The sequence below is a fragment of the Desulfovibrio sp. 7SRBS1 genome (genome assembly GCF_049723905.1).
GTDB lineage: Bacteria > Desulfobacterota > Desulfovibrionia > Desulfovibrionales > Desulfovibrionaceae.
The window spans coordinates 666,852-692,880 of record NZ_JBJKFD010000001.1 but is presented as its reverse complement, the minus strand read 5'-3'; the positions used below and the strand labels follow the sequence as shown (position 1 = coordinate 692,880).

Here is a 26,029-nt window from a genome sequence, read left to right as displayed (position 1 = left end):
CACAAGATATGTATTTTGCTTGAAGACCGTGACCTAACACACAATTTTTCCAGGTCACTCAGGCGCTGGCGCTCAAAACGTTGTATGACGGGCGAATCCCACCAGATGACGTGCCGTTGTGTACTGCTGTATTTTTAAAATGATAAAAATTAAACGAACGCGACACCAATACAAATTGAGTCATTAACATCAACCATTGCTTTAACTTGTTTTGAATCCCCCAGCCCCCGGGGCTCCATTCGATGCTGGTAAACACGGCGCGCATCAGGTATTTACCCCTCCATGTCTACAGCTTCACCTTCAAATCAAAAACTTACTCCCATGCTCGAGCAGTATCTCCAGGTCAAGCAAGAGCATCCAGGCTGCCTTCTGTTTTACAGAATGGGCGACTTTTATGAAATGTTTTTTGAAGACGCGGAGATAGCTTCGCGTGCTTTGAATATCACGCTTACAAGCCGCGACAAGAAGAAGGAATCGGGAGTTCCCATGTGCGGGGTTCCGCACCATGCGGCGGAAACTTACCTGGCCCAGCTTATGGAAAAAGGCTTCAAGGTTGCCATTTGCGACCAGATTGAAGACCCCAAACAGGCCAAAGGCCTGGTCAAAAGAGCTGTTACCAGGGTACTTACTCCGGGAACTGTCGTTGAGGATTCCAATTTATCAACTCAGCGGCACAACTATCTCGCAGCGCTCGTCTATAACGCTGACAAGCAAACCGGGGCCTTGGCCTGGATTGACTTTTCCACTGGCGAATGGACTGGTTTTGAAAATCGCAGTGAGATATTTCTTTGGCAATGGCTGGCAAAAATCGACGCCAGCGAAATCCTTCTTGCCAACGTAGCCAGTGTGCCGCGGCAGTTTGCCGATTTGAAGGACAAAGTCACGTTTCTGCAGTCCCGCCCTTATTTTGATTTCAAGCCGTCTGAATCGGCGGTTCTTGATGCCCAGAGTGTTGCAGGTCTGGACGCCCTGGACCTGCAGGACAAACCCGAACTTGTAAGGGCATGCGGTGCCCTTTTAGCCTATGTTCAGCAGACGCAGAAAAAGCGCCCTGCCCATCTGGGTCAATTTCAGCCGCTGAATCTGAGCAAGTTTTGTATCCTTGATGAAGTAACGGAACGAAATCTCGAAATTTTCAGAACCTTGGACGGACGTACGGGGCGTGGCACGTTGCTGCATGTGGTTAATTCCACCCTGACCCCCATGGGTGCCAGACTTTTGGAAACGCGACTGCGTAATCCATGGCGAGACCTGAAACCCATCAAGGGAATCCAGGACACTGTTCAATGGCTATATAAGAGCGATTCCCTGCGAGCTTCGGTACGAAGTGCCTTGAATGCCGTATACGACCTGGAGCGTCTGTCGACACGCATCAGTCTTAACAGATCCACTCCGCGTGATTTCATTGCCCTCCGCAGCAGCCTTTCCTGCCTGCCCGCCTTGCATGGGCACCTTTTGACCGAGAATGCACCACAGGCGGTTGAGCAGGCATTGAAAAGTTGGGACATGCTTGATGACCTGCATGCAAAGCTTGCTGCCTCTTTTGTTGACTCCCCTCCTCCGGTGATCACGGAGGGCGGGCTGTTTCAGATGGGCTATAATGCCGACCTTGATGAAATGCTGGAATTGACCGAGCACGGTGAGCAGAAGCTGCAGAAATTGCTTGAGCGTGAACGTGTCGAGTATGCCCTGCCCAAGCTCAAGCTTGGGTTCAACCGTGTCTTTGGATATTATTTTGAGCTTTCCAAGTCTGTTCAGGCAGAAATTCCGGACCATTTTATCCGTCGTCAGACCCTGGTCAACAGCGAGAGGTTTATAACCCCCGAGCTTAAGGACCTTGAAGACAGGCTGTTGGGAGCCTCTGAAAAACGCAAGCAGCTGGAATACGATCTTTTTCAGGAGCTGCGTGAAGAATTTGGGCTGGCCCGCCCCAGATTGATGTTTATGGCGGAAATTATAGCCCAGATAGACTACTGCCAGGGACTTGCCGAAAAAGCGCGTAAAAATGACTGGGTAAGGCCGGAATTGCATGAAGGCCTGGAGATTGCAGTTCAAGGAGGCCGACATCCCGTCGTTGAATCCGTGCAAGGCGCTGCCAGCTTTGTGCCAAACGATTTGCATGTGGGGGATTCTTCGCGGGTCCTTCTCATCACCGGTCCCAATATGGCTGGTAAGTCCACGGTCCTGCGTCAGTCGGCCATCATCTGCCTGCTCGCTCAAATAGGATCGTTCGTTCCGGCAGCCAAGGCGTCCATCGGATTGGTCGACCGGATCTTTTCCCGGGTTGGCGCTTCAGATAATCTGGCTGGCGGGCAAAGTACATTTATGGTGGAGATGATGGAGGCAGCCCGCATTCTCAGGCAGGCAACCCGACGCAGTTTTATCATTTTGGATGAAATTGGCCGCGGGACGAGCACGTTTGACGGGTTGGCGCTGGCTTGGGCAATGGCCGAAGAACTGGCGGCAAAACATCACGGATTGCGTACCCTGTTTGCCACCCACTACCATGAATTGACTGCCCTTCAGGGGATGCTGCCCCAGGTACGCAACTACAATATTGCGGTGAAAGAGTTCAAGGGCGACATTATCTTTTTGCGACGAATGGTACCTGGCCCTGCCGACCAGAGTTACGGCATTGAAGTTGCCAAGCTTGCCGGGGTACCCCAGAATGTCGTACGGAGGGCCAAGGAGATTTTGGGAAATCTTGAGGCTGCCCGAGGGGATGCTCGTGATGCCAGCGCCGCGGTAATTGCCAGACAGACTCTTTTGCCCGGGCTCTCTGAACCTAAGGAAAGCAAAAAAAGTCTGGAAGAACCTATACATCATCCGTTATTGGACGCCCTCAACGATCTGGATGTCAACGGACTGACCCCGCTCCAAGCGTTGAATTTGATCCATGAATGGAAAAAAGCACTGGATGAATCATGAAAAAAATTGTTCCTTTTCTTGGGGCATGTTTGTTGGGGGTCTTTCTTGTCGTTTCCAGTGGATGCGGCGTAAAAGGCTGGCCAGAACCCCAGGGCGAACAGGACGCTTTTTCGTTTGTCAAAGTAAGTTTTGACCGAGAAAACGACTGCCTGTTGCTTAAGGCCGTCATTCAGGGGAATGCAGATAACCTTGACCACTTTGCCCTTTTGCTTGAACAGGACGGCTGTGTCACCTGTCCTTTTCAGCCGGAAAGGCGTGCTGTATTCTCCCTCTTTGATGATCGTGTTCATATGCTTGGCGACACGGTTCAGATCAGCTATTGCGGACTTGATTCCGAGAAGCCTTTGAGGTTTCGTCTGTTTGGAATCAATACTTTGGAAAAACTTCCCCCAGCCGATTCGGGGGTGCTTCAGTAATGCAAGGGAGTGAGTGATGAACCATTTTATACGTAAAAACGGCCGGTTAATGGCCGAAGAAGTCGACGTAGAAAAGCTTGCACAGGAATATGGCACTCCATTGTACGTTTATAGTGCTGCCACATTCCGCAGACATTTTGATGCCTTTGATTCAGCTTTTGACGGCATGAATCATCTGACCTGCTACTCGGTCAAGGCAAATGGCAACCTGAGTATTCTCAAATTGTTGGGCGAGATGGGCGCGGGAGTCGATATCGTTTCCGGCGGAGAACTGTACAGGGCACTTAAAGCGGGCATTCCCGGCGAGCGCATTGTGTTCTCCGGGGTAGGAAAAACGGATGAAGATATTCGTCGGGCCCTAGATGCCGGGATATTGCAGTTCAATGTAGAGTCTTTGGAAGAAATGCATTCCATTGGTCGGGTGGCCCAGGATTGCGGGAAAGTCGCCAACGTTGCCGTTCGTATAAATCCCGACGTGGACCCCCATACCCACCCCTACATCTCTACCGGGATGAAGAAAAACAAGTTTGGCTTGGATTTGAAAAAAAGTCTGGAAGCCTATCGTTATGCACATGAACATGCAGCCCTTGTTCCTACTGGAATCGATTGCCACATTGGTTCGCAGCTGACCTCTTTGGATCCCTTCCTGGAGGCATTGGACAAACTGCTCGCCTTTTATAAAAATCTTCAGGATGAAGGCATAAATATCAAATACCTGGACCTGGGTGGCGGTTTGGGCATTACCTATGACGAGGAAGAACCACCTCATCCCGCCGAATTCGGCAAGGCACTCAAAGAAAAACTGGCCGGGCTTCCTTTGACCCTGATTTTGGAGCCGGGGCGTGTAATTGCAGGGAATGCGGGCATTTTGGTGTTTAAGGTTCTCTACAACAAGAAGACAGAGCTGAAGCATTTTGTCATCGTTGATGCTGCCATGAACGACCTTGTACGCCCTGCCCTCTATGGTTCTTTTCACCGCATTGAAGAGGTCGTTGAACAGGGACGTGCTCCCCTTTCCGTAGATGTTGTCGGGGGTATCTGCGAATCGACCGATTTTCTCGCCAGGGACAGGGAAATTCCAGCGGTTGAACACGGGGAATATCTTGTTGCGTTTTCTGCCGGGGCATACGGCTTTACCATGGCGTCGCAATATAATGCGAGGCCAAGAGCTGCGGAAGTGATGGTTGACGGTTCCAATGCAAAACTTGTGAGAAAGCGTGAAACCTATGAGGATCTGACTCAGCTGGAAGAACTTTTTTAAATAGTTCGGTCAGTTTTTTTATTGTTCTAAAAGCCCCTGCCCTGTGCGGGGGCTTTTTTCTTTTTGTGATTTCAACTCTTCCGATTGGTTTGCCCGACAAATCCTGTTATTTGAGTGGTACCAATTGGAAAAAGAACTTTGTGGAAAATCAACTGCTTCCCTCTTCTGCTTTGTTTGATTGAGTCGACAGGATAGCCCCAAGATCCTAAAAATCCTTGGTACTCATGAATTGCCCGCTATCAAGATTGCTGGTTGGATATTCCATAGTGATCAATGCGCATGTTTTGCTTATCTGGACAAATGTAAAGAGTCCAACATGGACGCTAACAAGAGACTGTCCAAGATGATTTCAACAGATAGTCAGAGCTGCTGTCGTCTAGGTGCTTTGTATTTTTGGCGGGGAAAGCATTCAGAGCGGCACTCCAGGGCCGTAGCCACGGAGAATTTTTATTGGGCAGAGAGGTAGGAAGACGGTGAAATATCAAACTTTCTGAGATTGTTGAGGGGCAGGCTAACCTCGTGAATTGAGTTGAAAATCGATTTGTATTTGACAGCTGCAGGTTGAACGAGTCGCCATCAAAGTCTCCGGCAAATCTGATTACGGCCTGTTTATATATGCCTTACTCCTCTTTCACATCCTGCTTATGTCCAAGAAGTCCCTCAGATAAAATTTCATCAATAATAATTTCGGTACGCAGTACATAAGTCCCCTTGCGTACCCGTTCTTTGAGAGAGGCTATTTTTTCAGCTCGTTCAGCAATGCTTGTCGCATTATCCGAATCGTCACTGGTATGGGTAGCGGATTTATTCATTGGCTCCTTCTCCTATCCCCTTTATCGACGGTACGGGAAAAAAACTTTACCTATTGCTTGTGGTTTCGGCCAGAAAGGCATTCAAAACCAGCAGGCGTTTATTTGTCTCGGAGTACGTGCCTTACATAAAACCAATATGTGGGCATTCCTAGGCTCAACTCGTACACGTATCAGTAAAACATGAAACTCGAAATAGGGCATATATAACTAGTATCCCAATACAATCAATTTGCTGAGACGACATGCTCAAACTGTACAGATCCTGTCTACTGAGGTTGTCCTGAGACACTAACATTTCCTCACTTCCCATCGAAATCGGCACGGCTTGCCATGACTCCGGTCACGGATTCGGGCTGGTGAGCAGTCTGTAAACCGTTGGCATCAAGGGAAGCGCGGCTGCCCCAAGTCGTAGCCCCCGTCCTTCTCCCCCAACAAACAAAATAGATCGTCTCAAAACAGGCAGCCTCGAGTACCTCAAGTTGCCGGACACGTCGTTTTTTGGGTGGATCAACAACGCATTTGTTACGGCGAATTCTCAAAGGGACAAGACAAAACAAAATACATTGCTTCTATGGGGCTGTTTCTGGAGGAAAGGAGTAGGTAGAGGTCTTTCTACCAGAACGAATCCAACATCACAGCTAGCAGCCCATATGTGCTGCGCCAGTGATCCGGCAACGCGGCCTGAACAAAGCTCGGTTGTTGGACAATGAATGGTGACGGAGTTTTTGGGGCAACATAGCTGCAAGATGCGATCTGCGCGGTTAGTGGCTGGAAGTTCAGTTTGTCAGAGGTGCATGACAGGTCGAGTTTTGGGTCGCAACGCTTACGAATAAAATGATGGCTCTATTCGCTTGATGCCGCAGAGCACGAAAAAAAGGAATGTATAATAATTACACCGAAAGGTGGAAGACGCAGCGCTCCCTATGAAAAGACAGAATTCAACAAGGACGGAAGTCTTTGACATGAGGTCGCATAAAAAAAAGCCCAGTCATTTGAGACTGGGCTTTTGTGTTCATGGTGCGGAAGGGGGGACTCGAACCCCCACGGCTTTTGGCCACTACCCCCTCAAGATAGCGTGTCTACCAGTTCCACCACTTCCGCAGTATTGTTTCAATGAAGGCTAGTTCGAAGAGTTACTCGCAGGTTGTCCGGCATCCTCAAAAAGGACCTTAGGCTTGGCGGTATCTTCCTTCTTGTCAGCTTCGATCTCTTCGACGGCTTTAACGTCGCTCATGATCGATCCCGACGAGACGGCTTTAGTACCTGTAAGCTTGTTGTATGTCAAGGATGTTGCGAGAAAAATTATCGCGACCACCGTCGTCACTTTCACAAGCAGGCCACCCGCTCCGGAACTACCGAAAACGGAACCGCCACCGCCGCCGAAAATGACTCCCATTCCTTCTTTGCCGCTCTGCAGGAGAACGACCACAATAAGAATGAGGCAAGCAATGATGTGTATGGTAAGTACAAGTCCGTCCAAAATACTATGTCCTGTGTAGAGAATGCAATTATGCTAAAACAATGCGGCTGAAGCTCTCAGCCAACAAGCTTGCGCCACCTACCAACACTCCGTCCACATTGTCAAGCGCAATTATTGCGGAAGCATTGTCCGGCTTGACACTTCCCCCATATAAAATGGGGGTTTCCATGGCTGTATCTCCAAGTATTTCAGCAAGTTCCTTGCGAACACAGGCATGTGCATCTAAAATTTCATCAGGGCCGGCAACTTCACCGGTTCCAATGGCCCAGACAGGCTCATAAGCAATGGCAAGGTCACCGGGAGTGATATCCTTTATCCCAGCAAGTCCCTTTTGAAGCTGCTCGGCAATTACCTGAGACAGTTTTCCGGCTTTGCGCTCTTCAATTTTTTCTCCGATGCACAAGATCATGCGAAGTCCCTGGTTGAGTCCATAAGCGACTTTTTCACCAACCAAGGCATCATCCTCGCCAAAGACCCAACGACGTTCGGAATGCCCAGCCAGAGCCCAGGTGCACCCGGCATCTTTCAGCATGGCGGGGGAAATCTCACCTGTGAAAGCGCCATCCTCACGGGGGTAAAAATTTTGAGCTCCGAAAGCACACCCCTGTTTACCGCGCATTGCTTCGGCGACTTCGCTCAAAGCTGTGAACGGCGGGAATATGAGCACTTCCCTGTCGGAAGGAAGTTTACCATCAATAAGCCCTAACAGCTCATTAGCTGTTTGTTGGGCCTGAGCACGAGTTTTGAACATCTTCCAGTTGGCGGCCATAAGCTTTTTCATGATTAGCATGCCTCCTTAAGAGCTTTGAATGCAGGTAGGTCCGCGCCCTCCATAAATTCGAGGAAAGACCCTCCACCAGTAGAAATAAAGTCGAATTGGTCAGCCATATGCTCGCTGTGAATAAGTGCATCGGTATCGCCGCCTCCAACAATGGTCAGGGCGTCGAGTCCTGCAATGCATTTGGCCAGAGCTTTAGACCCGGCTGCAAAAGCTGGGTTCTCAAATACTCCAACAGGTCCGTTCCAAAGGACTGTTTTTACTCCGGCAAGGGCTTGAGTAAAACTCTCCACTGTCTTAGGGCCTACATCCAGGGCCATCTGGTCATCCGGAATATCTCCGGCATCGCAGGTGCCGGACGGTGTGGAGTCCTCGATTCCCTTTCCAAGAATAAAATCCATTGGCAAATGGAGGGTTACCCCTTTTTCTTCCGCCAACTTGAGTACCTCTTTGGCGTCGTCCAAGTGGTCGCGCTCGACCAGGGAGCCCCCGGGGTTAAAACCCTGAGCCAACAAAAAGGTGTTTGCCATGGCCCCCCCGATGATCATGGCGTCTACATGTTTGATCAGGGATTTGAGAATACCCATTTTCGTGGATACTTTGGAGCCGCCGGAAACAGCTATATAAGGTCGCTCCGGGTTATGCAGCGCCTTGCCCAGGAATTCCCATTCCTTCTTGAGCAAAAGTCCTCCACACGACATCTGTGCGTACTGGGTCACCCCAACATTGGAAGCATGCGCCCTATGGGCCAGTCCAAAGGCATCGTCCACATAGATGTCTCCGAGTTTTGCCAAGGCCTTGGCAAATTCAGGATCGTTCGCAGTCTCCCCTTCGTGAAATCGCAGGTTTTCCAGCATGATTATCTGCCCAGCCTTGAGCGATGTAACCATGCTCATTACCTCATCTCCAATGCAGTCTGGAGCCAGGGGGACATCCATACCGAGAAGCTCCCCTACCCTCTTGGCTACAGGCGCGAGTGTCAACTCGGGAACGACTTTGCCCTTGGGTTTTCCCAAATGCGAGGACAAAACGAGGCTTGCGCCGTTATCAAGTGCGTGCCGAAGAGTCGGCAGACTCTGGACTATTCGAGTCTCGTCCTGGATAACTCCATTTTTTACCGGTACGTTATAGTCCATACGCATAAACAGTCGCTTGCCAGATACGTCAATGTCGTCAATAAACTTCATTGTCTTTTCTCCCTGTTTCGGGAAACCCCGTTTTTAATGCGTGGAAAGATCAAGGGCCATAACCAGAGCATCTTCTCCATTGTCCGGATAATATTTTGCTCTCAGCCCTACTTGCGTGAATCCATTGGATCGATAGAGGGTTCGGGCTGCATCGTTGGATTCACGAACTTCCAGAAACATTCGTTCTATGCCGATCCGGGCCGCATATTGAAGAACCCCTTTGAGGAGGTTATTCCCCAGCCCTTTCCTTCGAAATTCGGGCAACACAGCGATATTCACGATATCTGCCTGTTCCGCCGCAATATAAAATGAGCAGTAAGCTATCAGTCTTTTATTTTTCCATATTCCCAGCACATGCACAACCTGTTCACGTACCCCTACCCTCAGCTGTTCTTCGGTCCAGGGAAAAGTAAAGCAGACCTTTTCCAGGTCAGCCACATCCTGCATGTCGTTTTCATTCAGCTTGCATGGCGGGCTGAACGGTTCATCTTTGACCGACGTGCTGTTCAAGGGTACTAAACTCCAATGTGTTATCAGTCCCTATTAAGGAACATGGCCTTATGTCCATTGCCGGTAAAAAATTGAATCAGCCAGCTTCCAATTCGTCTTCGGATAAACAGGAGGCAGCGGCAGCTGAACTTTTGGAACATCTTATCGAAGTTGTAGACGAGCATGATAAACCTGTCGGGTATATGCCTTTGGAAGACGTTCGGCGGCAGGCTCTTTATCATAGACAGGTTATAGTTCTTGTCTACAACGAAAAAAACAAAATTTTCTTACAAAAAAAAGAAGCATTGAAAAAGAGGGGAAAATCCTTGTGGGATGTCTCCACATCCGCCCCTATATGTGCAGAGCAATCCGCCGAAGAGACCGCTCTGGCTGCTCTTTCACAGGAACTGGGTATAACGCTGCAAGGGTTGCGTCCCATAGGGCAGGCTCTGGCCGGGCCAAGTACGGGCAATGCTTTTATAAGTGTCTTTTCAACAGGTATGGTTCCTCTGGAGCATATTCATTCACATCCGGTTGTAAAAAACGGATTTTTTTTCGACCATGAGGAAATCAGCAGCCTCGTAGAGCACTACCGGGAGATGCTCAGCCCTTCCCTGCTTCTTTTATGGGACATGGGAGTGGTTTTCCCTGCCTCTTCCTTTTGATTGTATCTTTTCAGTCCCATTTAAATATTGGTCAGAGCCCCTTGGAGTAAGTCTACCGCCTGTTTGTGCAACCGGCTATTACTGGCCAGGATATCTTTAGCGCCCAAAGAATACGGACTTCCGTCCATCCTACTGATTTGTCCGCCTGCTTCAGCGACAAGCAAGCAGCCTGCGGCCGTATCCCAAGGCTTCAAGTCGTATTCGTAGAACATTTCATACCGTCCGCATGCCACATAGGCCATATCGATCGCTGCGGCGCCGGGGCGCCGGATTCCCTGTGTGGCCTTCAGCATCGCTTCCATCTGAATCAACACTTTTTTCAGGTACAGCTCCGTGGCATATGGAAATCCCGTTGCTGCCAGGCTGTCTTCCATGCGCTCGATCGGGGAAACCTGAATTGGAGTGCCGTTGCAATGCGCTCCCCCTCCCTTGCAGGCCGTGAACAGTTCACCCAACAGCGGCGTGTTGACAGTCCCCATGACGACCTCGCCGTTCAGCCACAAAGCCACGGAGGTGGCCACAAACGGAAGACTGTGGGCAAAATTTGTTGTGCCGTCCACAGGATCAATGATCCAGGTCATATCCAGCAATTCTGCATCCGAAGCAGTCTCTTCGGCAAGGAAACGGCTGGCTGGTTCCAGAGCTGTAAGTTTTTCCTTGAGAAAATTCTCTACTGCGAGATCTGTTTCCGTGACGAGGTCTATACGGCCCTTTTTGCGGATGTTTTTGGATTCACCGGCTGCCGAAATGATCATTTGTCCGGCCTGTTCAATTACACGATTCAGTTCCCGCTGCAGGTGCCCTAGATCTTTATTCATTATGCAAGTGCTCCCCAAAAAAAACAAAGCGGTCAATGGACCGCCTTGTAAAAATTTATCCGATTGGTCGGATTGTTTTAGTTGATGAAGACATTCTTGAAGTGGTCGCTGTCTTCCATCGTTCGTCCCGTCCCCCGTACTACGGTGGTCAGAGGGTCCTCATCGAGAAAAACGTTCAACTTTGTCTCTTCGGCAATAAGGTTATCCAGGCCTTTAAGGAGAGCTCCACCACCAGCCAAGAGCAAACCGTTTCGTGCGATGTCCCCAACCAGCTCAGGGGGGGTGTTTTCCAAGGCTGCCCTTGTTGCACGAACAATCGTGGTGACCGGTTCTTTGATTGCTTCTCGAATATGCCCGTCTGTTACGGTAATGGTGTCTGGCGTGCCGGTTACTACGTTCTTGCCAGCAACTTCCAGGCTAAGAGGTTGTGGCAGAGGATACGCAGAACCAATGGCAATTTTAATTCGTTCTGCCTGGTTTTCCCCGATAAGCATTTGAAATTCATCTTGGAAAAATCGCTGAATGGCTTCATTCATCTCATCACCAGCTACACGGACGGATTTGGCATATGCGACAGCGGAAAGAGAAATAACAGCGACTTCCGTGGTTCCCCCGCCGATATCCACGACCATGTTGCCAACCGGCTCTTCAATAGGAAGGCCTGCCCCGATGGCAGCCGCCATCGGTTCTTCCACCAGGCGAACCTCTCTTGCCCCCGCCTGTTGGGCAGATTCGATAACCGCTCTCTTTTCCACCTGCGTTATGCCCGTGGGAACACAGATGACAATGGACGGTTTAATAATATTAAGCCCTTGAATAACCTTACGAATAAAAAAGGCGATCATTTCTTTGGTGACTTCAAAGTCTGCAATGACGCCGTCCTTCATGGGGCGGATGGCCTGAATTCTGTCGGGAGTGCGTCCCATGTACTCTTTGGCTTCCCTGCCGACGGCAATAATGGCGCCGGTACGGGCATCCCTTGCAACAACACTGGGTTCGTTCAGTACGATCCCATCGTTTTTTGTATACAAAAGGGTGTTGGCCGTCCCCAGGTCCATGGCTAGGTTCTTGCCAAGAAAGCTCAACAATCGCTTGAATATCATGCGGTTCCTTCGGGTGGCTTTCAGCGGGATAAAATTATGTTTGTCCGCTGTACGGGTTGATGGGCTGGAGTCCTTATTTCCACAATCTTTTCACCCCCGCAAAAGAAAGTAGAAACACCGTTACGGTGGGGAATATTATTCCGCTACGCCACGGGTGGTCAAACGATTTTTAAGATATAAATTTTCTAAAAAAAGAGCCAAGTTGTCGGCAACTATATTTGCAAAATGTTGCAGCTCATCATTAATACTCACACGATCAAGGTCGGAAAGAACCAAAACCCCCCTTGTCTTTTTGTTGACAACAAGAGGGAGACATATGGCTGAAGCAAAATCGGGCAGGCCGCTTCCCTTGCCAAACAAAGGACCGGCAGAAGCACTTCCCTCGTTGTTACCGACGACCAATGGCGAGTTGTTTCGAAATACCCAGCCCACGGCTCCTGCATGGACTGAAAACAACGCTTGTTCCGTAGCTTTAGACAGCGGCAGGTTACTACCTTCTACAAAATAATTTTCGCCAGTTTCGTCTCGGGCCGCCAACATGCAATGAGAAAGTCCGGCAGCATGCGACACGATGGACAAATGATTCTCCAGAAAGTCTCCCCAGCGCTGAATCTTTGCGCGTAATTCTCCCAACACTTTGAGGGCGCTGTAATACCTGTACTGGGCGCTTCCGGCCTCCAGGGCGCAGGCGTGCTGACTCAGATTGCCTATAAGCTGGGCGAACTGAGTGAGAATTTTTTGATCTTTGGGGCTGAAAGAGTAAGTTCTTTTGCTATCAAGACAAAGAGCACCCAACCCTCGATCCAAAGGGCAGCCCATAAATGCACGAATATTGGATTCCTCACCCGCTTCGTAATACCCGAGAATGCCGCGCTTTTGGTCGAAATTATTAATGAGAAGCGGTTCACGATTGCGGATGATCCAGCCTGCAAGTCCCTGCCCGGGCGATATAAGCGCGTCCTTTCGAATGCGATCTCCCAGACTGAAATAAGCAGTCAGATGGTATTGTTCCTTTTTTCCCTCGGGAAGAAACAAGACTGCCGAATAGGAATCAAACACATTGCATATGATATTGAGAAGCTGTTGTGCCGTAGTTGTGGCAAGCATGCCTTTCCTATTTCTTGCTTTGTTGTTCCAAAAAGAACTCTACGCTGCGGTTATACGTTTTTTCCTCTTCTTCGGAAAAATAACAAGCGGGCAGTTCTCCCCGCTGGCGGTGATAGTGCAGACACTCGCAGCACAAACCGTGCCTGGAACATCCGGAATAAGTACAGTTGCAGAGCTGGGCATTGATTTTGGCTCGCGGACACTGATCGAGCTTTCTCATAAGAATGGGACTCCCTTTCAGTTTCAGTGGCGACCGTGAAGTAAAATCATTGAGCTGATCAGGAAACATATTTCCGTTGGAAAAGTTCAGCCGTCCCCGAAACAAAGAAGAACCAAGAAGTTGTCCTCGCTTCATCCGATCATTATGAAAAAGATACCGAAGGTGTCAATGCGACCGATGGAGTTTCCGAGACTCTTACCTTCTTCCTGTGGAAACAGCTGGACGGGATGCCTTTTTTGTACTGGAATCGAAGGAAAAATTAGCCTACAATAGACGCACGTATGATGCGTTCGTGTAAAGAACGTCTTTTTTTGCTTACAATTGAATAAAAGATCCGCTTGTACCTAAAACGGGAGGGGCGTTGTAAGGAGGCGGTTCTTTTTTCGAAAGCTAATGCAAACTGAATTCATGTGACAGCATTTTCAAGGAAGCGAACCACCTATGTGGAAAAAAGCATTTTCCAAAGTTCCGGGGTTTGACTGGGGGGCCTCTACGGAGTTTTCCGATGTTGTCATCATCAACACACTTGCCAAACTGAAAAATTTTCTAGACCTGGTCCACATCAAATACTGCCTGCTCAAACCTTATTGCGAGGTTGGGGACTACCCTCTGGTGGATTCGCGTTCTCTTTTACCATCTTTTGAGCCCGAATTGTATGAATACAAAGACCTCCCCGGTCTTCTTCTGGTTGCTTTGGACCGACCTATAAATTCTTTTCAGGAAATTTTTCAGTTCGATAGGCTGCACAACATCATGGAAATTCCGGATCATACGGAAGGACATAGTTGTCCGCTGGAAAATTCCGTGATGCGCCAGAACCTGGATACGGTTCGTTCCCGCCTTCCGCAAAAATATCGGGATAGTTTTGTGGAAGATTTTGGAACAAAAGACGTCAATTATCTCGAAAACTACCCTGCCCTGCTCAAGTATCTTGTCGATATGGACAGGGCGCAGGTTTTTTCCACTGATCCGAACGGAGAGTTCTACCTTTCCGGAGTGTTCGGCTCCCTTCCTGCCGATCTGGATTCGGAAATCAAACGATTTGGACTGCGTCTTGGGAAATTTACCCATGGAGATAACTACCGTTACGAACGCAATAGGCTTTTCGTCTACCAATTCCTCATGGAATTATATGGCTTCCCCATTGCGTCGGAACGCCGTACTTCTGCAGCTCTTTTTTCCAGACGTTTATTCAGGATGGGAGAACAGTTTCTTGTCCGTGTGTTGGGACAATCCGATCGTACTCTGACCACACTCTACGCAACTCCGGAAAACAAACGCTATCCCAAAATAGAAAAAATTGCACTGGTTCAGGTTGAATCGGACCAAGTGGATGCAATTCGCAAGCTGCGTAAAGGTGGATATTTCGTCGACTCCAAGAAAAGAGTGATCATTCTTCGGGTCATCTACAAACAGCATAAATTCAATCCGGGAAACGTACGCCAAGCCCGTGCCCTTTCAGTGGAAAGCCAGGAAATTATCCATCCGATTACAGGACACGCCCGTAAAGACATTAACATTATAAAAGACACCTATAACATGGTGCTTCGTTTGACTGACATTGTGCGGGGAGAATATTCAGGAGCCATTGTCTACAAACGCAACGAAGTGATTGAAAATACGGAGCGGCATGAGGATCGTCTGAAATTTCTTTATGCATGGCTGTCCAAACATCAACGCCGGATTATCGGATATTCCGACGAATTTTTTGCAAAAGTCATCAAGGTGTTGGACAGTTATCTGTTGAGCCCTGAGAATATTGATGAGTTTAATAGCATTCACGAGCTTTACCGAGAGGTCTGGGCCAAGTATAGCTATATACAGCAGGCCCGCAAGGTGAAGGTTCTTGAAGATTTGCGTCAGCGGCAATTCAAGGGGGAAGACCTCAACTATCTTGGACAGCTTGAGCTAACTGTTGAGATGCTCAATGATTTGAAATTCGAGATCGTCAACTATTTTGATGAACTTGTTGAAAGTATCCTTGTTATTGGAGAAGAAATTCTTAATGACTCCTATCTGCGAAGGACGTACATCCAGCCGCACGAAGATCATCTTACCCAATACGGGTTACGCATACGTAAATTGTACGGGCGAATCGTCGCCTTGTTGGACGAATTTGAAGCCATCAGGAAGTCCAGGCAGGAATCTCCGGATGCAGCCATGGCGGTGTAGTCCACTTTTATCCGCCTCTTGATAAGGTACGAAGAATTCCACCCAATCGTCCCGTCTTGCGGAGAATTCATCAATGCAGTTGTTGAATTCCGAAGTTTTTTCACTCATAATACCTAGCTTAGAAATCACTTCCACCAGGAGGAAATAATTTTGTCCACGTTAAAAACGACCCCACTTAATGGTTGGCATAAGGAATTCAAGGCTAAAATGGTGGATTTCGCGGGATGGGAAATGCCTGTCCAATATACCGGAATCATCAACGAGCATAACCATACCCGTGAAGCTGCCTCCTTGTTCGACATTTGCCATATGGGGGAATTTTTCCTCAAGGGTGCTGGAGCGAAAGAAGGACTCGGCAAGATCGTATCCCACAACTTGGATACCCTGGCTGTGGGAAAGTGCCGCTATGGCTTCATGCTTAATGAAAAAGGCGGCGTACTGGACGATCTGATCGTCTACTGTATGGCTGAAGATGAATACATGCTGGTCGTTAACGGCGCGTGTGAAGAATCGGATTTCGCTTGGTGCCAATCCCATCTTCCTCATGGTATTACCTTTGAAAACAGATCTGCCCAGACTGCCAAAATAGACCTGCAGGGCCCCAAGGCGCTGGAAGCTCTGGAACAGGCTCTTGGAACATCTTTCAGCCACATCAAATACTTCAACTTCGAGACAGTTGAGTTTGAAAATGCGCCCATGATCGTCAGCCGTACCGGATACACCGGCGAACTGGGGTACGAATTCTACCTACCCACAGACAAGGCCTTGTCCCTTTGGGAAAGCCTTATGTCCGTGGATTTTGTGGAACCTGCAGGGCTTGGTGCACGTGACACCCTTCGTCTGGAGCTTGGTTATCCCCTGTATGGACAAGATCTGGACACCGAACATACTCCCATGGAAGCCGGATACGGGTTTCTGCTGGGCGGAGACAATGAGTTCATCGGCAAGGACGCATTAGGTAATGTTCGTCAGAAGCTACTGGCGCTGAAAATTGAAGGACGCCGCAGTGCGCGTCATCACGACAAGGTTCTGACCACGGCTGGTCGTGAAGCCGGGTATATTACCAGTGGATCAATCGCTCCCAGCCTGGGGCATTGTATTGCACTGGCATATGTTGACGTGGCCGAAGCCGAACGTACCCGCTTCAAGATCAAGGGAGCCCGGGTTGAACTTGATGCCGAACGAACAGAACTCCCCTTCTACACCAAGGGAACTGCACGTACGAAGCTGTCCTAATCTTTATGGCCCGACTGAATAGTTTTTATCTCGAACCGGAACGATGGGAGCCTCCTTTTGTTCTGGATGGCCCGGAAGCCAAGCACCTGCTGAAGGTCTTACGAGGCAAGCCAGGAACACAAATTCGTCTTTTCGACGGGCAGGGACGCTCCGGTCTTTTTGTCATTAAAGAGACTACCAAACACCAAGCGACTTTGGAGCTTGTGGAAGACCGCCAAACTTCGGCTCCGGATGGGCGCCTGACTTTGGCTATAGGCTGGAATAAGACCAGCCGTCGGGCCTGGATTCTGGAAAAAGCGGTTGAGCTTCAGGCACAGGACATAGTTTTCTGGCAGGCTGTGTTCAGTCAGGGAAAGGTTCCTGCCTCGCCTAAGGACTCATGGAGCGAGCGTTTTGTTGCTGCAGCCAAACAATGTGGCAATATCTGGCTGCCCAAATTGGCAACAATCCCTCAAGGAATACCGGGCCTGCTTGAACTGGCGGAAGAACATGATAACAATATAGTTCTGTACGAGGGCGAAGGTGAAGCCAACCGGCTTTTTACCCCGCCCCCGCCAGAACAAAAGACGTTGCTTGTCATCGGCCCGGAAGGCGGCTTTTCTCCTTTGGAAGTCGATGCTCTGGTTCAGGCGGGATTTCAAACCGCAGGTTTGGGGCAGAGTATTCTACGCTGGGAAACGGCTGCGCTCCTGGCATTGGGAATGGTCTATATTGAGCGACAACGCCATTATGGGCTGACCCCAGAATTTTCTTAATGCTACCAGCAATTCTCAGGTAATATGAAAATAGAATTGGATATGGCCCGACCTTTGGCCGAAAGAATTAGGCCCCAGACTCTCGATGACTTTATGGGCCAACGACATTTACGTAGTAGGATGGAAACCCTGCTCTCTTCAGCGAGGTTGCCCAGTCTTCTGCTTGTAGGACCTCCCGGCTGCGGAAAATCAACCCTTGCCATGCTTTTGGCTGAACATTCCAAGCTTCCCTACCGTCGGGTCAGTGCTCCGGAAACCGGCTTAGCCGCATTGCGCAAACAGCTCTCCGGCATCAAACTGTTGGTTTTGGATGAACTGCATCGGTATTCCAAGGCACAGCAGGACTTTTTTCTGCCCATTCTCGAAAGCGGTGAGCTAACGCTTATCGCCTCGACCACAGAAAACCCTTCTTTTTCCGTAACCCGCCAGTTGCTTTCCAGGCTGCACGTCCTTCGTTTGCGTCCGCTCTCCGTTGAGGAATTGCAAAAAGTCGCAGCACGCGGCGCCAAGGAACTTGACCTGGAATTGTCCGACGAAAGTCTGCTTTTTGTGGCAGGCCTTTCTGGGGGCGATGCCCGCACTTTGCTCAATCTTTTGGAATATGTTGCGGACATTCCCAAGGACAAACGTAATGTAGAAAATCTCAAGACCACCCTACCGGATATGGTTATCCGCGGTGATAGAGGCGGAGATTCCCACTACGAACTCGCTTCGGCCATGATCAAGTCCATCCGTGGTTCTGACCCGGATGCAGCGTTGTACTATCTCGCTTGTATGCTCGAATCGGGCGAGGACCCTCGTTTTATCAGCCGCAGACTGATTTTGTCGGCGAGCGAAGATGTGGGTCTTGCTGATCCTATGGCACTCCCTCTGGCGGTCAGTGCGCAGCATGCAGTGGAGTTCGTCGGTATGCCCGAAGGGTTTATTCCCTTGGCCGAGTGCGCGGTGTATCTTGCCCTGGCTCCCAAAAGCAACAGCAGCTATGCGGCGTACTATGCAATTCAACAGGAAATTCGACGCAATGGCCCAAGACCTGTGCCCCTGCATTTACGAAATGCGACTACGGCCCTGCAAAAAGAATGGGGGTACGGTAGAGGATACCTCTATCCGCACAACTACCCGGAAAGCTGGGTCAAGCAGGAATATCTCCCGGAAGAACTGGCGGACAGAAAATTTTATTTCCCCAAGGAAAATGGGTTGGAACGGAAAATTACAGTCTGGTATAATAAAATACAGAAGATGAAGGCCGATTCTCCTCCACCACGTCCTGGAAAAAAGCGTTCCTAGATTTTTCAATGCCGTTCATATGCAAAACATGGACGGCATTTTTTTACGGTAAAGAATCCGCATCCAACTTGATCCATTATAAAGGAATAAAAATATTGGATGAATTCTTCTGCTCTCCAAATTCTAGAATCTTTCTCTTTATTTCAAATATTGCTTACGCCATTCATCCAAAAAAAGAATGGCTGTATCCAAGCTGCTTAGCGTTCCCTGGCGGTTTCTTACTGCCCGTACCACATCTTTAAAATCCGCATGAGGGCTTAAGCCCAAGTCCCGTAAACGGGAGTCGAGTTCTGCTTTTAATTCAAGCGGCAATTCGGCCAGAGGGTCATCTTTTAGCGATTGCTGGGATGGAGGCCAGCCTGGAATTTGTTGGGCTGTAAACTCCAGAAGTTGATTCATACGCAGATCATATGTGTGCTCTTTCTCAACCCGTTTACGAGCCCGTTGAGCCATTTCCTGCCGTTCATCTTCGTGTGCCAGGAAATAAACGATCAACTCTTTGAGTTCCTCCATGGAACGAAAACGGGCAACTTCTTCATCCGAAAAAGATTCGGCCAACAACTGCCGATCATCCACTAATTGAAAAGCCCCGCAGGATGCCAGTTCAAAAGTGCGTGGGTTGACGAAATCGCCATGGGTAACAAGTTGTTGTGCCTGTATGCTGGAATGTAGGTTGATGTTGATACGAGTGGCATTGAAAATTTTAATGCATTCGTCCGGGGTGACGCGCCGTCCGGCAAACTGGTTGTAGGATGCCAGTACGGTATCACCATCCCATTCGTTTCCCCATATTTTGAGGTCAAAATTCAGCAGCTGTCTGAAGGCCACTCTTCTATTGGGATAGCCAGCCCCCATAAAGGACACGTCGCTCCCCCATTTGTGGTGCTCTACACTACTTAAATCGAGTGGCTTGTGAAAAAAAGGATCGGCAGCCAAAGGAAGATACAGAACGTTGTTTTGTCCAATTGCGTGCAGCTGGCTAACAAAAGGTTCTTTTTGGATGATAGCGAAAACATCATACAACGGGGCGAAAGCCTTCCAGTATGCAAAAACATGATGATCCTCCATAAACCACATTGCAGTGGTTACCCCATCACGACGTAGACGCTTAAGGGCCTGCCTGGAAAGAGGGGCCTGCGCCATGGCAAGGACGAGGTCCGGCTGAAAGGCATCCACCTTGGCCAGTATCGCCTGCCCTAAAAATTGGAGGTAAGCGTTTTGCAGATAGTCCAAACGGTCTACACCAACCCCAAGCCCGGCCAGTTTACCGTATGATGCATAAAATTCAGGCGCGTCAAAAACCTCCACACTGTGCCCCAGTCTACGCAAGGCATCGGCACAATAGTGGCCAATAGGTAATGAGCCGCCATACATTGGCAACACCAGCAGTATTCTATTTGAATCAGCCATGAACTCCTTCCTGAGGCAACGGGCCAATATAGGGGCGGGTCATCCAGTCTTTTTCCAAATACATCATGTCTGCAAGCGATTGGGGAATGTTTGCTTCCTCCGGGCACCCTATTCCTAAATGCATGCTAAGAAAATTACGAAAGGTACTGCGCTCCCGCGCATAAGGATCTTTTCCGCAGAAAGGAAAGTACGTTGCTCCCAGTTCGTCGAAACCACTGTGCAGACCGGTTATGCCAGGGATATCCCGATCAAACTTGCCGCTGCTCAATACACGCAAAAAATCGCGTGAGGCGAAGGGCTCAAGGCAAGCTACTTCATGCGGACAAGGTTGGGATTCGACACAAGGGGCACAAGAGAAAACAGATTGCCAGATCGTGTGCCCTAGCCCGTATGGCCCGGTCTCGAAACACCAGGCAGAGGACAGAAACACGGCCTGCACCGGAATCCCGAGATGAGCCGCTAAATGCATTGTTCCCGTGTCCGGGGTTACTACAGTGTCCAAGTCGGAAATCACATCAAACAGTCCGTTCCAGTCAGTCTTTCCAGCCAAATTCACCACTTTTTCACGGATGGCGGATGGAAAATGGGAGATAAGCGCTCGGCCAGCATCTCGTTCACTTTTGCTTCCAAGTAAAATAATCTTACCACGTCCATGTGCACTCCAGACCGAAGCCCCGACTCCTGCCAAGATAGATGGCGGAAGCGAACGCCGGGAATTGCGCCCGGCAAGAACTATCCCTATCCCCCCTCCTTTTCCTGAAGCTGCAGGATTGACCAGCTCAGGGGCAATGGGAGCATCGGCAAGATGCGCCCAGTAGTCCACCAGGTTGATACCCTGCGTTGCCCGAAAACGAGCCCAGCGAAACCCCAGGTCTGTCCAGACGCTTTTAGTGGCTTGTGGCCCCAGACAACCATGTCCTCGCACAATTTCCGGGGAAAAAAGGCGCGAAAGAGCATGATTCATTCCCGAATAGTTCAGGTTAAAGACCTGGGAGAACTTTTGCTCCGCCAATTTCTGCATTGTCTTGCGGTTGCAGCGGAAAACCTGTACCGCACCCAGGTTACCGTGAACACCCGGCCCATGGGCGTAGAGGGAGTGAATTTGCGCATGTGGGTACAAAAGACTGCCTAGACGGACAAGGGAAGCGTCTACGAGAATGTGGACCTGGCTCCCCGGACCTTCAAGCGACTTGACGAGGCGTTTTGTCTGTACCAAGTCGCCAAAGCGAGCCAATTGTATGATCAGGTGGTGTTTCACGGACTACGATATTATCCTATGGGCAGTAACCGGGCAAGATACCTTTGCCAGGAACAGATGTTTTCTACTTGGGCCTGTCGGATTTACTGTACACCACGCATCTGATATGAATGGTCGCCATGCAATACTTTCCAGTTTTTCTTGATTTGACCGACAAGCATTGTCTTGTCGTTGGTGCCGGTTCCGTTGGGAGGAGAAAAATTCGAGCCTTGCTCGAACGCAATCCTGCCGAGGTTTTGGTTATAGATACCCGTCCTCCCGGTGAGGAGTTCAAAAAAGTTCTGCGTAGCCCTTTGATGACTTACGAGGTGCGGGAATTTTGTGAAGACGACCTGGATGGTAAATGGCTGGTTATCGCCTCCACGAACAACGAAGAGTTGAACTGGGAAATTAGCAACTTGTGTAAGGAACGCGGAATCCTGTGCAATATAGTGGACCAACCGGAAAAATGCAGTTTCATCGTTCCGGCGGTCTTCAGGCAAGGTGACCTCACCTTGGCAGTTTCCACAGGGGGCGCAAGTCCCGCATTGGCGAAACGTATCCGCCAGGGGCTTGACGAGTATTTTGGTTCACATTACGGCGGTTTTCTTGCCCTGATGTCCCGATTGCGCCCTTTGGTGCTTGAATTGGGCCATCCCACGGAAAACAATTCCGCCCTCTTTCGCGATCTTGTCCACTCGGGGCTTTTGGAGGCTTTCGAGGAAGGAGATCGTGAAAAGTCAGTCACCATTCTGAAGGATGTGCTGCCTTCCGAGCTGCACGATGCCATCCCGGAGCTTCTGAATGAATGCCTATGAATTGTTGAAATTAGCCATTTTCACCCTGTATCTGGGGGGGACGGCTTTCCTTTTGGCCGGTACTCTCAGTGCCCGTCAATCTTTGCGTAGGCTTGGGGCAATTTGCGCCGTTGGCGGCTTTGCTCTGCATACTTTGGAACTCATTCGTTTGGTCGCCACGGCCCAGTCGGCAGTCCTTCTGGCGGGGAATTTTTATTTCTCACTGTTCGCCTGGACTCTGCTGCTGATCTATTTTGCCTTGTGGTGGCGTCTGCGCATGCAGTTTCTAGGGTTAACAGCTGCCCCCCTGGCCCTTTTCCTCTATTGCTCTTCCCTTGCCTTTACCGGCAAGGTGGCAATGCCCAAACATCTTTCCGGCCTTTTTTTCGGCTTGCATATTGGGTCGCTCTTTCTGGCAATGGCCTTGTTGGCTCTGGCTTTCGGCGCGGGCATGACCTTTCTGTGGATGGAAAAGCGTATCAAAACAAAGGCCAAATTGACCCGCACGACCCAAGATCTGCCGTCCCTTTCCGCCTTTGATAAGGCTAACGCTTTGGCCGTGAAATTAGGCTTTCCTCTGTACACATTGGGAGTGCTTTCCGGATTCGTCTGGGCCCGACTAACCTGGGGACGTGTGTTTTCCTGGGATCCCAAAGAAATAGTGGCTCTGTTTATCTGGTTTGCCTTTGCATTTTTATTTCACCAGAGGTTGGCACTGGGGTGGCAGGGACGCAAACCGGCCAAATTCGCCGTTTGGCTTTTTCTGGTCAGCCTGGTTTCCATGGTCGGGATCAACTTCTTGGTGCCCACCCATCATAGTTTCAATCAGCTTCCTCCAACCCCATAAGACGAGTCGGCAGTGAGACAGGAAATAACCCTTGTTGGGCTGAATCATAAAAGCGCCAGCGTAGATATACGCGAGCGCTTCGCTTTGAGCGACAAAGAAGGACTGGAATGCGAAATTGTGGATGACCAAATCCACGAAGCTCTTGTTCTTTCAACTTGCAACCGAGTAGAGATAATCACTTCGGGCGCCCCCGGACATGACGCATCCCTTCAAATTTTGGACGTTTGGGCTCGCGCCTGCAACTGTACCCCGCAGGATCTGAGCCCACATGTCTATATTCATCGAGGTCTGGACGCCATCAACCACATTTTCTGTGTGGCTTCCAGCCTGGACTCCATGGTTGTCGGAGAGCCGCAGATTTTAGGGCAGCTCAAGGATGCCTATCGCTGTGCCGTGGAATGCGGAACCTCGAAGGTTATCCTGAACCGCTTGCTCCATAGATCTTTTTTTGTGGCCAAACGCATCCGGACAGAAACAGCGATTGCCTCCAGCGCCGTATCCATCAGCTATGCTGCAGTGGAGCTGGCCAAATCGATCTTTGGAGAGCTGAACGGCAAGAACGCCATGCTTATCGGCGCAGGAGAAATGGCCGAGCTGGCTGCCCAGAACCTGCTCAACGGTGGCATTGACCACATCCTTGTGGCCAACCGTACGTTTTCCAGAGCCTGCGAATTGGCAGAGAGATTCAAAGGCACTGCGGTTCGATTCGCGGAGATGTTCGAAACCCTGGAGAAAGCGGATATCATCATCAGTTCCACCGGGGCCACCAGTGCCATTCTTTCTGCAAAAGATATCAAGCATGTCTTGCGCAAACGAAGGAACCGCCCCATGTTTTTCATTGATATCGCGGTTCCGCGCGATATTGATCCGGACGTAAACAGTCTAGACAATGTTTACCTGTACGACATCGACGACCTCAAGGAAGTTGTCGAAGAAAACATGGCCCAGCGCAGGGACGAAGCCCAGAGAGCACAAGGAATTATTTTTGAGGAAACCGCTCTGTTCGTGGACTGGTTGAATGCCCTCGCTCTCTCCCCTACCATTCGTGATATGCTGTGCCGTGGCGAAGATATCGCCCACCGGGAATTAGCCAAAACACTCAAACGTCTTGGACCGGACATCTCTGACGAAACTCGAGATGCCCTGGAAACACTGGTGTCCTCCATCAATCGCAAGTTGCACCATGAACCTATCATCTTCCTTAAACGAAGGGCCCAGGAAGAAGGTGCCAGTGAGCGCTTCATTGATCTGGCCCGGAGAATGTTCAATCTGGATGATGATACCATCCCAGAAAATGCGCACAGCAACCGCAAGGGACTCCAAAACGACTGTACGTGTCCCGACTGTGGGGAATAAAAGGCGGACGCATGAGATATTACCTCATCGACGAGTTGGATAAGACGAAAATCGAGAGAATAAAGGCTGCCTTGGATGCCAAGGAGCTCCGGGGCTCCATTGACGACGTGTATTACATCCCTGTGCCCGAGAGCTGTCTCACGGATGAACAGAAGTCACATATGAACGAATGCGGCCCCTATATAATGGCCCTGGAAACCGGCGAAGACTGGCTGAAAATGGAGCTTCTTGTGCGCGCTCGCAATAAGCTTCGCTGCTCTTGCATCACTTACGCCGAACCAGCAGTACGTGAGCAACTGATGGCCTTTGTCGATGATTTCATCAAGGAGCTGGACATACCGGTCTAGTGTGATGTCCATAAAATACGTCTACGTATTCTGCGGAGTACCGCGATCTAAACACGGTGTCCCAGTTTGCTTACACCGCCAAGTGACGTATCGGGCATACTGCTGCATTTATAATGCTACGAAGTTCACTGGCCCAACTCGCATTATCGTCGATCGGAGAATAGGATTCCGCCATGCCGGATGCCACCACTTTGCAGGAGCTTCCTCCCCGTCTGGCTCATTTTTGTTTGGGCATAAGGCGTTATATCCGGGACGATCTGGAAGTTGACATTCAAGGTTCACGATTGCTGGTGGGGCTTTCCGGAGGAGCCGATTCAACGGCCCTGTTACGAATTTTATGTTTTTTGGCCCCTGGTTTGAATCTGCACTTGGAAGCAGCTCATTTGGACCATGGTTTAAGGGAAGAATCCGCAGAGGATGCGGATTTTTGTCGCGAACTCTGCGAGCGTTTGCATGTCAGGCTGCATTCCATTCGGAAAGATGTGGGCAGCATGGCAAAAGCGCAGGGGCAAGGCATGGAAGAAACGGCTCGAAACTGCCGTTATTCGTTCTACTCCGCTTGCATGCAAGCGGTTGATGCAGATTGGCTGATGTTGGCACATCATGCCGACGATTTGGCTGAAGACGTTGTAATGCGTCTGATTCGAGGAAGCGGCTGGCCGGAGTTGGCCGGAATGCCGGGCATAGATGTTAAGCGTCGTCTTTTACGTCCTCTGTTGGGAACCCCCAAGGCAAAACTGCTGGATTTCCTGCGAGCCCTGGGACAAACTTGGCGGGAAGACAGCAGCAACACGGACATGGGGTATTTTCGTAACCGGGTCAGGCATACGTTGATGCCTTTAATTGTCCGGGAAAATCCGGCGTTTGCTACCGGGCTGGAAACTTTGCGGCATATTGCCAGTGCCGACGCCGCTCATTTCGGTAGAGAAATGAACGAAATTGTTCCAGACCAACCAGACGAGAACGGTGAGATTGTGCTTTCTGCTTTGAAGTTGTCACAGTGCGATACTGCCATTCGTTTACGTAGTTTCAAGTTGGCGATTGAGCGCATGGGGCGGGGGCAGGCTTTGGCCGACAATATTTTTCAGCTGGAAAAGACATTTTGTGCCGCAAGGCACGGCAAGGTCATCCAATTTCCCGGGGGTGTGAACGCCCGGGTGGAACGAAACTTTGTGAGATTTTTCGCAATTTCGGACAAATGGACAATGGTCTGAAGCGAAACAGTTTGCCCCGACTGGCGGGGCAGACGTTGATTCATCCGGCAATCTGCTTTGCGCATGCACATTGACAGGCGTTGCGCCGCGGAGTAATAGCGTGTGAA

25 protein-coding genes and 1 tRNA gene are annotated in these 26,029 nt (G+C 49.9%); 13 read left to right on the top strand and 13 right to left on the bottom strand.

Going from position 1 to position 26,029, the window contains the following annotated elements:
* Positions 1-58: 58 nt before the first annotated feature.
* Positions 59-265: a hypothetical protein gene (locus tag ACI0FJ_RS03455; RefSeq protein WP_424299031.1), complete on the bottom strand. Its 207-nt coding sequence runs from the start codon at positions 263-265 to the stop codon at positions 59-61.
* A 17-nt stretch (positions 266-282) separates the two neighbouring features.
* Here ACI0FJ_RS03455 and mutS point away from each other — a divergent pair, with 17 nt between their 5' ends.
* The 3 genes from mutS to lysA are packed head-to-tail and all read left to right on the top strand — an operon-like array spanning position 283 to position 4,605.
* Positions 283-2,928: a DNA mismatch repair protein MutS gene (gene mutS, locus ACI0FJ_RS03450; RefSeq protein WP_424299028.1), complete on the top strand. Its 2,646-nt coding sequence runs from the start codon at positions 283-285 to the stop codon at positions 2,926-2,928.
* Positions 2,925-3,344, top strand: a complete 420-nt coding sequence (locus ACI0FJ_RS03445) for a hypothetical protein (protein WP_424299025.1) — start codon at positions 2,925-2,927, stop codon at positions 3,342-3,344. Before mutS ends, ACI0FJ_RS03445 begins: the two co-directional genes overlap by 4 nt.
* 16 nt (positions 3,345-3,360) lie before the next feature.
* The gene (lysA, locus tag ACI0FJ_RS03440; RefSeq protein ID WP_424306464.1) at positions 3,361-4,605 is read left to right on the top strand and encodes a diaminopimelate decarboxylase; all 1,245 of its coding nucleotides are present in this window, start codon (positions 3,361-3,363) and stop codon (positions 4,603-4,605) included.
* A 620-nt stretch (positions 4,606-5,225) separates the two neighbouring features.
* On the opposite strand, the gene ACI0FJ_RS03435 is transcribed toward lysA, so the two are convergent.
* The 6 genes from ACI0FJ_RS03435 to rimI all read right to left on the bottom strand — a co-directional run bounded on the left by ACI0FJ_RS03435 (position 5,226) and on the right by rimI (position 9,372).
* A complete protein-coding gene (locus tag ACI0FJ_RS03435) occupies positions 5,226-5,417 on the bottom strand; it encodes a hypothetical protein (protein WP_424299023.1) in 192 nt (63 codons plus the stop codon).
* A 1,015-nt stretch (positions 5,418-6,432) separates the two neighbouring features.
* Positions 6,433-6,518 (bottom strand) — tRNA-Leu (locus tag ACI0FJ_RS03430).
* 19 nt (positions 6,519-6,537) lie between these two features.
* A complete protein-coding gene (gene secG / locus ACI0FJ_RS03425; protein ID WP_424299020.1) occupies positions 6,538-6,897 on the bottom strand; it encodes a preprotein translocase subunit SecG in 360 nt (119 codons plus the stop codon).
* Positions 6,898-6,925: 28 nt separating this feature from the next.
* On the bottom strand, positions 6,926-7,678 hold the full coding sequence (tpiA, locus tag ACI0FJ_RS03420) for a triose-phosphate isomerase (RefSeq protein ID WP_424306462.1): 753 nt from the start codon (positions 7,676-7,678) through the stop codon (positions 6,926-6,928).
* Positions 7,679-7,680: 2 nt separating this feature from the next.
* Positions 7,681-8,862 carry a phosphoglycerate kinase gene (locus ACI0FJ_RS03415; protein WP_424299017.1) on the bottom strand — a complete coding sequence of 394 codons (1,182 nt, stop codon included), beginning with the start codon at positions 8,860-8,862 and terminating at the stop codon, positions 7,681-7,683.
* A 33-nt stretch (positions 8,863-8,895) separates the two neighbouring features.
* Positions 8,896-9,372: a ribosomal protein S18-alanine N-acetyltransferase gene (rimI, locus tag ACI0FJ_RS03410; RefSeq protein ID WP_424299014.1), complete on the bottom strand. Its 477-nt coding sequence runs from the start codon at positions 9,370-9,372 to the stop codon at positions 8,896-8,898.
* Positions 9,373-9,422: 50 nt separating this feature from the next.
* Between rimI and ACI0FJ_RS03405 the strand changes: the two genes are divergently transcribed.
* A complete protein-coding gene (locus ACI0FJ_RS03405; RefSeq protein WP_424299011.1) occupies positions 9,423-10,016 on the top strand; it encodes an NUDIX domain-containing protein in 594 nt (197 codons plus the stop codon).
* Positions 10,017-10,036: 20 nt separating this feature from the next.
* On the opposite strand, the gene ACI0FJ_RS03400 is transcribed toward ACI0FJ_RS03405, so the two are convergent.
* The 4 genes from ACI0FJ_RS03400 to ACI0FJ_RS03385 all read right to left on the bottom strand — a co-directional run bounded on the left by ACI0FJ_RS03400 (position 10,037) and on the right by ACI0FJ_RS03385 (position 13,264).
* Complete coding sequence (locus ACI0FJ_RS03400) at positions 10,037-10,834, bottom strand: inositol monophosphatase family protein (RefSeq protein WP_424299008.1); 798 nt, start codon at positions 10,832-10,834, stop codon at positions 10,037-10,039.
* Between the two features lie 77 nt (positions 10,835-10,911).
* Positions 10,912-11,937, bottom strand: a complete 1,026-nt coding sequence (locus ACI0FJ_RS03395; RefSeq protein ID WP_424299005.1) for a rod shape-determining protein — start codon at positions 11,935-11,937, stop codon at positions 10,912-10,914.
* Between the two features lie 135 nt (positions 11,938-12,072).
* On the bottom strand, positions 12,073-13,044 hold the full coding sequence (locus ACI0FJ_RS03390) for a GAF domain-containing protein (protein WP_424299002.1): 972 nt from the start codon (positions 13,042-13,044) through the stop codon (positions 12,073-12,075).
* A gap of 7 nt (positions 13,045-13,051) precedes the next feature.
* Entirely contained in the window at positions 13,052-13,264 is a 213-nt protein-coding gene (locus tag ACI0FJ_RS03385) for a DUF6485 family protein (RefSeq protein ID WP_424298999.1), read from the bottom strand.
* A 441-nt stretch (positions 13,265-13,705) separates the two neighbouring features.
* Between ACI0FJ_RS03385 and ACI0FJ_RS03380 the strand changes: the two genes are divergently transcribed.
* The 4 genes from ACI0FJ_RS03380 (at position 13,706) to ACI0FJ_RS03365 (ending at position 18,714) form a co-directional block, all read left to right on the top strand.
* Complete coding sequence (locus tag ACI0FJ_RS03380) at positions 13,706-15,436, top strand: hypothetical protein (RefSeq protein ID WP_424298996.1); 1,731 nt, start codon at positions 13,706-13,708, stop codon at positions 15,434-15,436.
* 150 nt (positions 15,437-15,586) lie between these two features.
* Complete coding sequence (gene gcvT / locus ACI0FJ_RS03375; RefSeq protein WP_424298994.1) at positions 15,587-16,672, top strand: glycine cleavage system aminomethyltransferase GcvT; 1,086 nt, start codon at positions 15,587-15,589, stop codon at positions 16,670-16,672.
* Positions 16,673-16,677: 5 nt separating this feature from the next.
* Complete coding sequence (locus tag ACI0FJ_RS03370; RefSeq protein WP_424298991.1) at positions 16,678-17,427, top strand: 16S rRNA (uracil(1498)-N(3))-methyltransferase; 750 nt, start codon at positions 16,678-16,680, stop codon at positions 17,425-17,427.
* Between the two features lie 24 nt (positions 17,428-17,451).
* Positions 17,452-18,714, top strand: coding sequence for a replication-associated recombination protein A (locus tag ACI0FJ_RS03365; protein ID WP_424298988.1), 1,263 nt, complete (start codon positions 17,452-17,454; stop codon positions 18,712-18,714).
* A 138-nt stretch (positions 18,715-18,852) separates the two neighbouring features.
* Here ACI0FJ_RS03365 and ACI0FJ_RS03360 read toward each other — a convergent pair whose 3' ends face one another.
* Together ACI0FJ_RS03360 and ACI0FJ_RS03355 are read right to left on the bottom strand one after the other, a co-directional pair.
* A complete protein-coding gene (locus tag ACI0FJ_RS03360) occupies positions 18,853-20,124 on the bottom strand; it encodes a CgeB family protein (protein ID WP_424298985.1) in 1,272 nt (423 codons plus the stop codon).
* On the bottom strand, positions 20,117-21,382 hold the full coding sequence (locus tag ACI0FJ_RS03355) for a glycosyltransferase family 9 protein (RefSeq protein WP_424298982.1): 1,266 nt from the start codon (positions 21,380-21,382) through the stop codon (positions 20,117-20,119). The genes ACI0FJ_RS03360 and ACI0FJ_RS03355 overlap by 8 nt, the downstream gene beginning before the upstream one ends.
* Before the next feature lie 119 nt (positions 21,383-21,501).
* Between ACI0FJ_RS03355 and ACI0FJ_RS03350 the strand changes: the two genes are divergently transcribed.
* From ACI0FJ_RS03350 to tilS, 5 genes are all read left to right on the top strand, one after another.
* Entirely contained in the window at positions 21,502-22,179 is a 678-nt protein-coding gene (locus ACI0FJ_RS03350; protein ID WP_424298979.1) for a precorrin-2 dehydrogenase/sirohydrochlorin ferrochelatase family protein, read from the top strand.
* Positions 22,166-23,005, top strand: a complete 840-nt coding sequence (locus tag ACI0FJ_RS03345) for a cytochrome C assembly family protein (protein WP_424298976.1) — start codon at positions 22,166-22,168, stop codon at positions 23,003-23,005. Before ACI0FJ_RS03350 ends, ACI0FJ_RS03345 begins: the two co-directional genes overlap by 14 nt.
* A gap of 12 nt (positions 23,006-23,017) precedes the next feature.
* A complete protein-coding gene (gene hemA, locus ACI0FJ_RS03340; RefSeq protein WP_424298973.1) occupies positions 23,018-24,361 on the top strand; it encodes a glutamyl-tRNA reductase in 1,344 nt (447 codons plus the stop codon).
* 11 nt (positions 24,362-24,372) lie between these two features.
* Positions 24,373-24,708, top strand: a complete 336-nt coding sequence (locus ACI0FJ_RS03335; protein ID WP_424298970.1) for a hypothetical protein — start codon at positions 24,373-24,375, stop codon at positions 24,706-24,708.
* Between the two features lie 173 nt (positions 24,709-24,881).
* The gene (gene tilS, locus ACI0FJ_RS03330; protein ID WP_424298967.1) at positions 24,882-25,922 is read left to right on the top strand and encodes a tRNA lysidine(34) synthetase TilS; all 1,041 of its coding nucleotides are present in this window, start codon (positions 24,882-24,884) and stop codon (positions 25,920-25,922) included.
* Positions 25,923-26,029 lie beyond the last annotated feature (107 nt).

Coding starts and splice junctions, on each gene's coding strand:
- ACI0FJ_RS03390 (WP_424299002.1), bottom strand. CDS start 13,044: ATGCTTGCCACAACTACGGCACAACAGCTTCTCAATATCATATGCAAT.
- tilS (WP_424298967.1), top strand. CDS start 24,882: ATGCCGGATGCCACCACTTTGCAGGAGCTTCCTCCCCGTCTGGCTCAT.
- ACI0FJ_RS03365 (WP_424298988.1), top strand. CDS start 17,452: ATGAAAATAGAATTGGATATGGCCCGACCTTTGGCCGAAAGAATTAGG.
- ACI0FJ_RS03380 (WP_424298996.1), top strand. CDS start 13,706: ATGTGGAAAAAAGCATTTTCCAAAGTTCCGGGGTTTGACTGGGGGGCC.
- ACI0FJ_RS03455 (WP_424299031.1), bottom strand. CDS start 265: ATGCGCGCCGTGTTTACCAGCATCGAATGGAGCCCCGGGGGCTGGGGG.
- ACI0FJ_RS03335 (WP_424298970.1), top strand. CDS start 24,373: ATGAGATATTACCTCATCGACGAGTTGGATAAGACGAAAATCGAGAGA.
- ACI0FJ_RS03385 (WP_424298999.1), bottom strand. CDS start 13,264: ATGAGAAAGCTCGATCAGTGTCCGCGAGCCAAAATCAATGCCCAGCTC.
- ACI0FJ_RS03360 (WP_424298985.1), bottom strand. CDS start 20,124: ATGGCTGATTCAAATAGAATACTGCTGGTGTTGCCAATGTATGGCGGC.
- ACI0FJ_RS03345 (WP_424298976.1), top strand. CDS start 22,166: ATGAATGCCTATGAATTGTTGAAATTAGCCATTTTCACCCTGTATCTG.
- ACI0FJ_RS03370 (WP_424298991.1), top strand. CDS start 16,678: ATGGCCCGACTGAATAGTTTTTATCTCGAACCGGAACGATGGGAGCCT.
- lysA (WP_424306464.1), top strand. CDS start 3,361: ATGAACCATTTTATACGTAAAAACGGCCGGTTAATGGCCGAAGAAGTC.
- ACI0FJ_RS03395 (WP_424299005.1), bottom strand. CDS start 11,937: ATGATATTCAAGCGATTGTTGAGCTTTCTTGGCAAGAACCTAGCCATG.
- ACI0FJ_RS03415 (WP_424299017.1), bottom strand. CDS start 8,862: ATGAAGTTTATTGACGACATTGACGTATCTGGCAAGCGACTGTTTATG.
- tpiA (WP_424306462.1), bottom strand. CDS start 7,678: ATGAAAAAGCTTATGGCCGCCAACTGGAAGATGTTCAAAACTCGTGCT.
- ACI0FJ_RS03445 (WP_424299025.1), top strand. CDS start 2,925: ATGAAAAAAATTGTTCCTTTTCTTGGGGCATGTTTGTTGGGGGTCTTT.
- ACI0FJ_RS03350 (WP_424298979.1), top strand. CDS start 21,502: ATGCAATACTTTCCAGTTTTTCTTGATTTGACCGACAAGCATTGTCTT.
- ACI0FJ_RS03405 (WP_424299011.1), top strand. CDS start 9,423: ATGTCCATTGCCGGTAAAAAATTGAATCAGCCAGCTTCCAATTCGTCT.
- ACI0FJ_RS03400 (WP_424299008.1), bottom strand. CDS start 10,834: ATGAATAAAGATCTAGGGCACCTGCAGCGGGAACTGAATCGTGTAATT.
- mutS (WP_424299028.1), top strand. CDS start 283: ATGTCTACAGCTTCACCTTCAAATCAAAAACTTACTCCCATGCTCGAG.
- ACI0FJ_RS03435 (WP_424299023.1), bottom strand. CDS start 5,417: ATGAATAAATCCGCTACCCATACCAGTGACGATTCGGATAATGCGACA.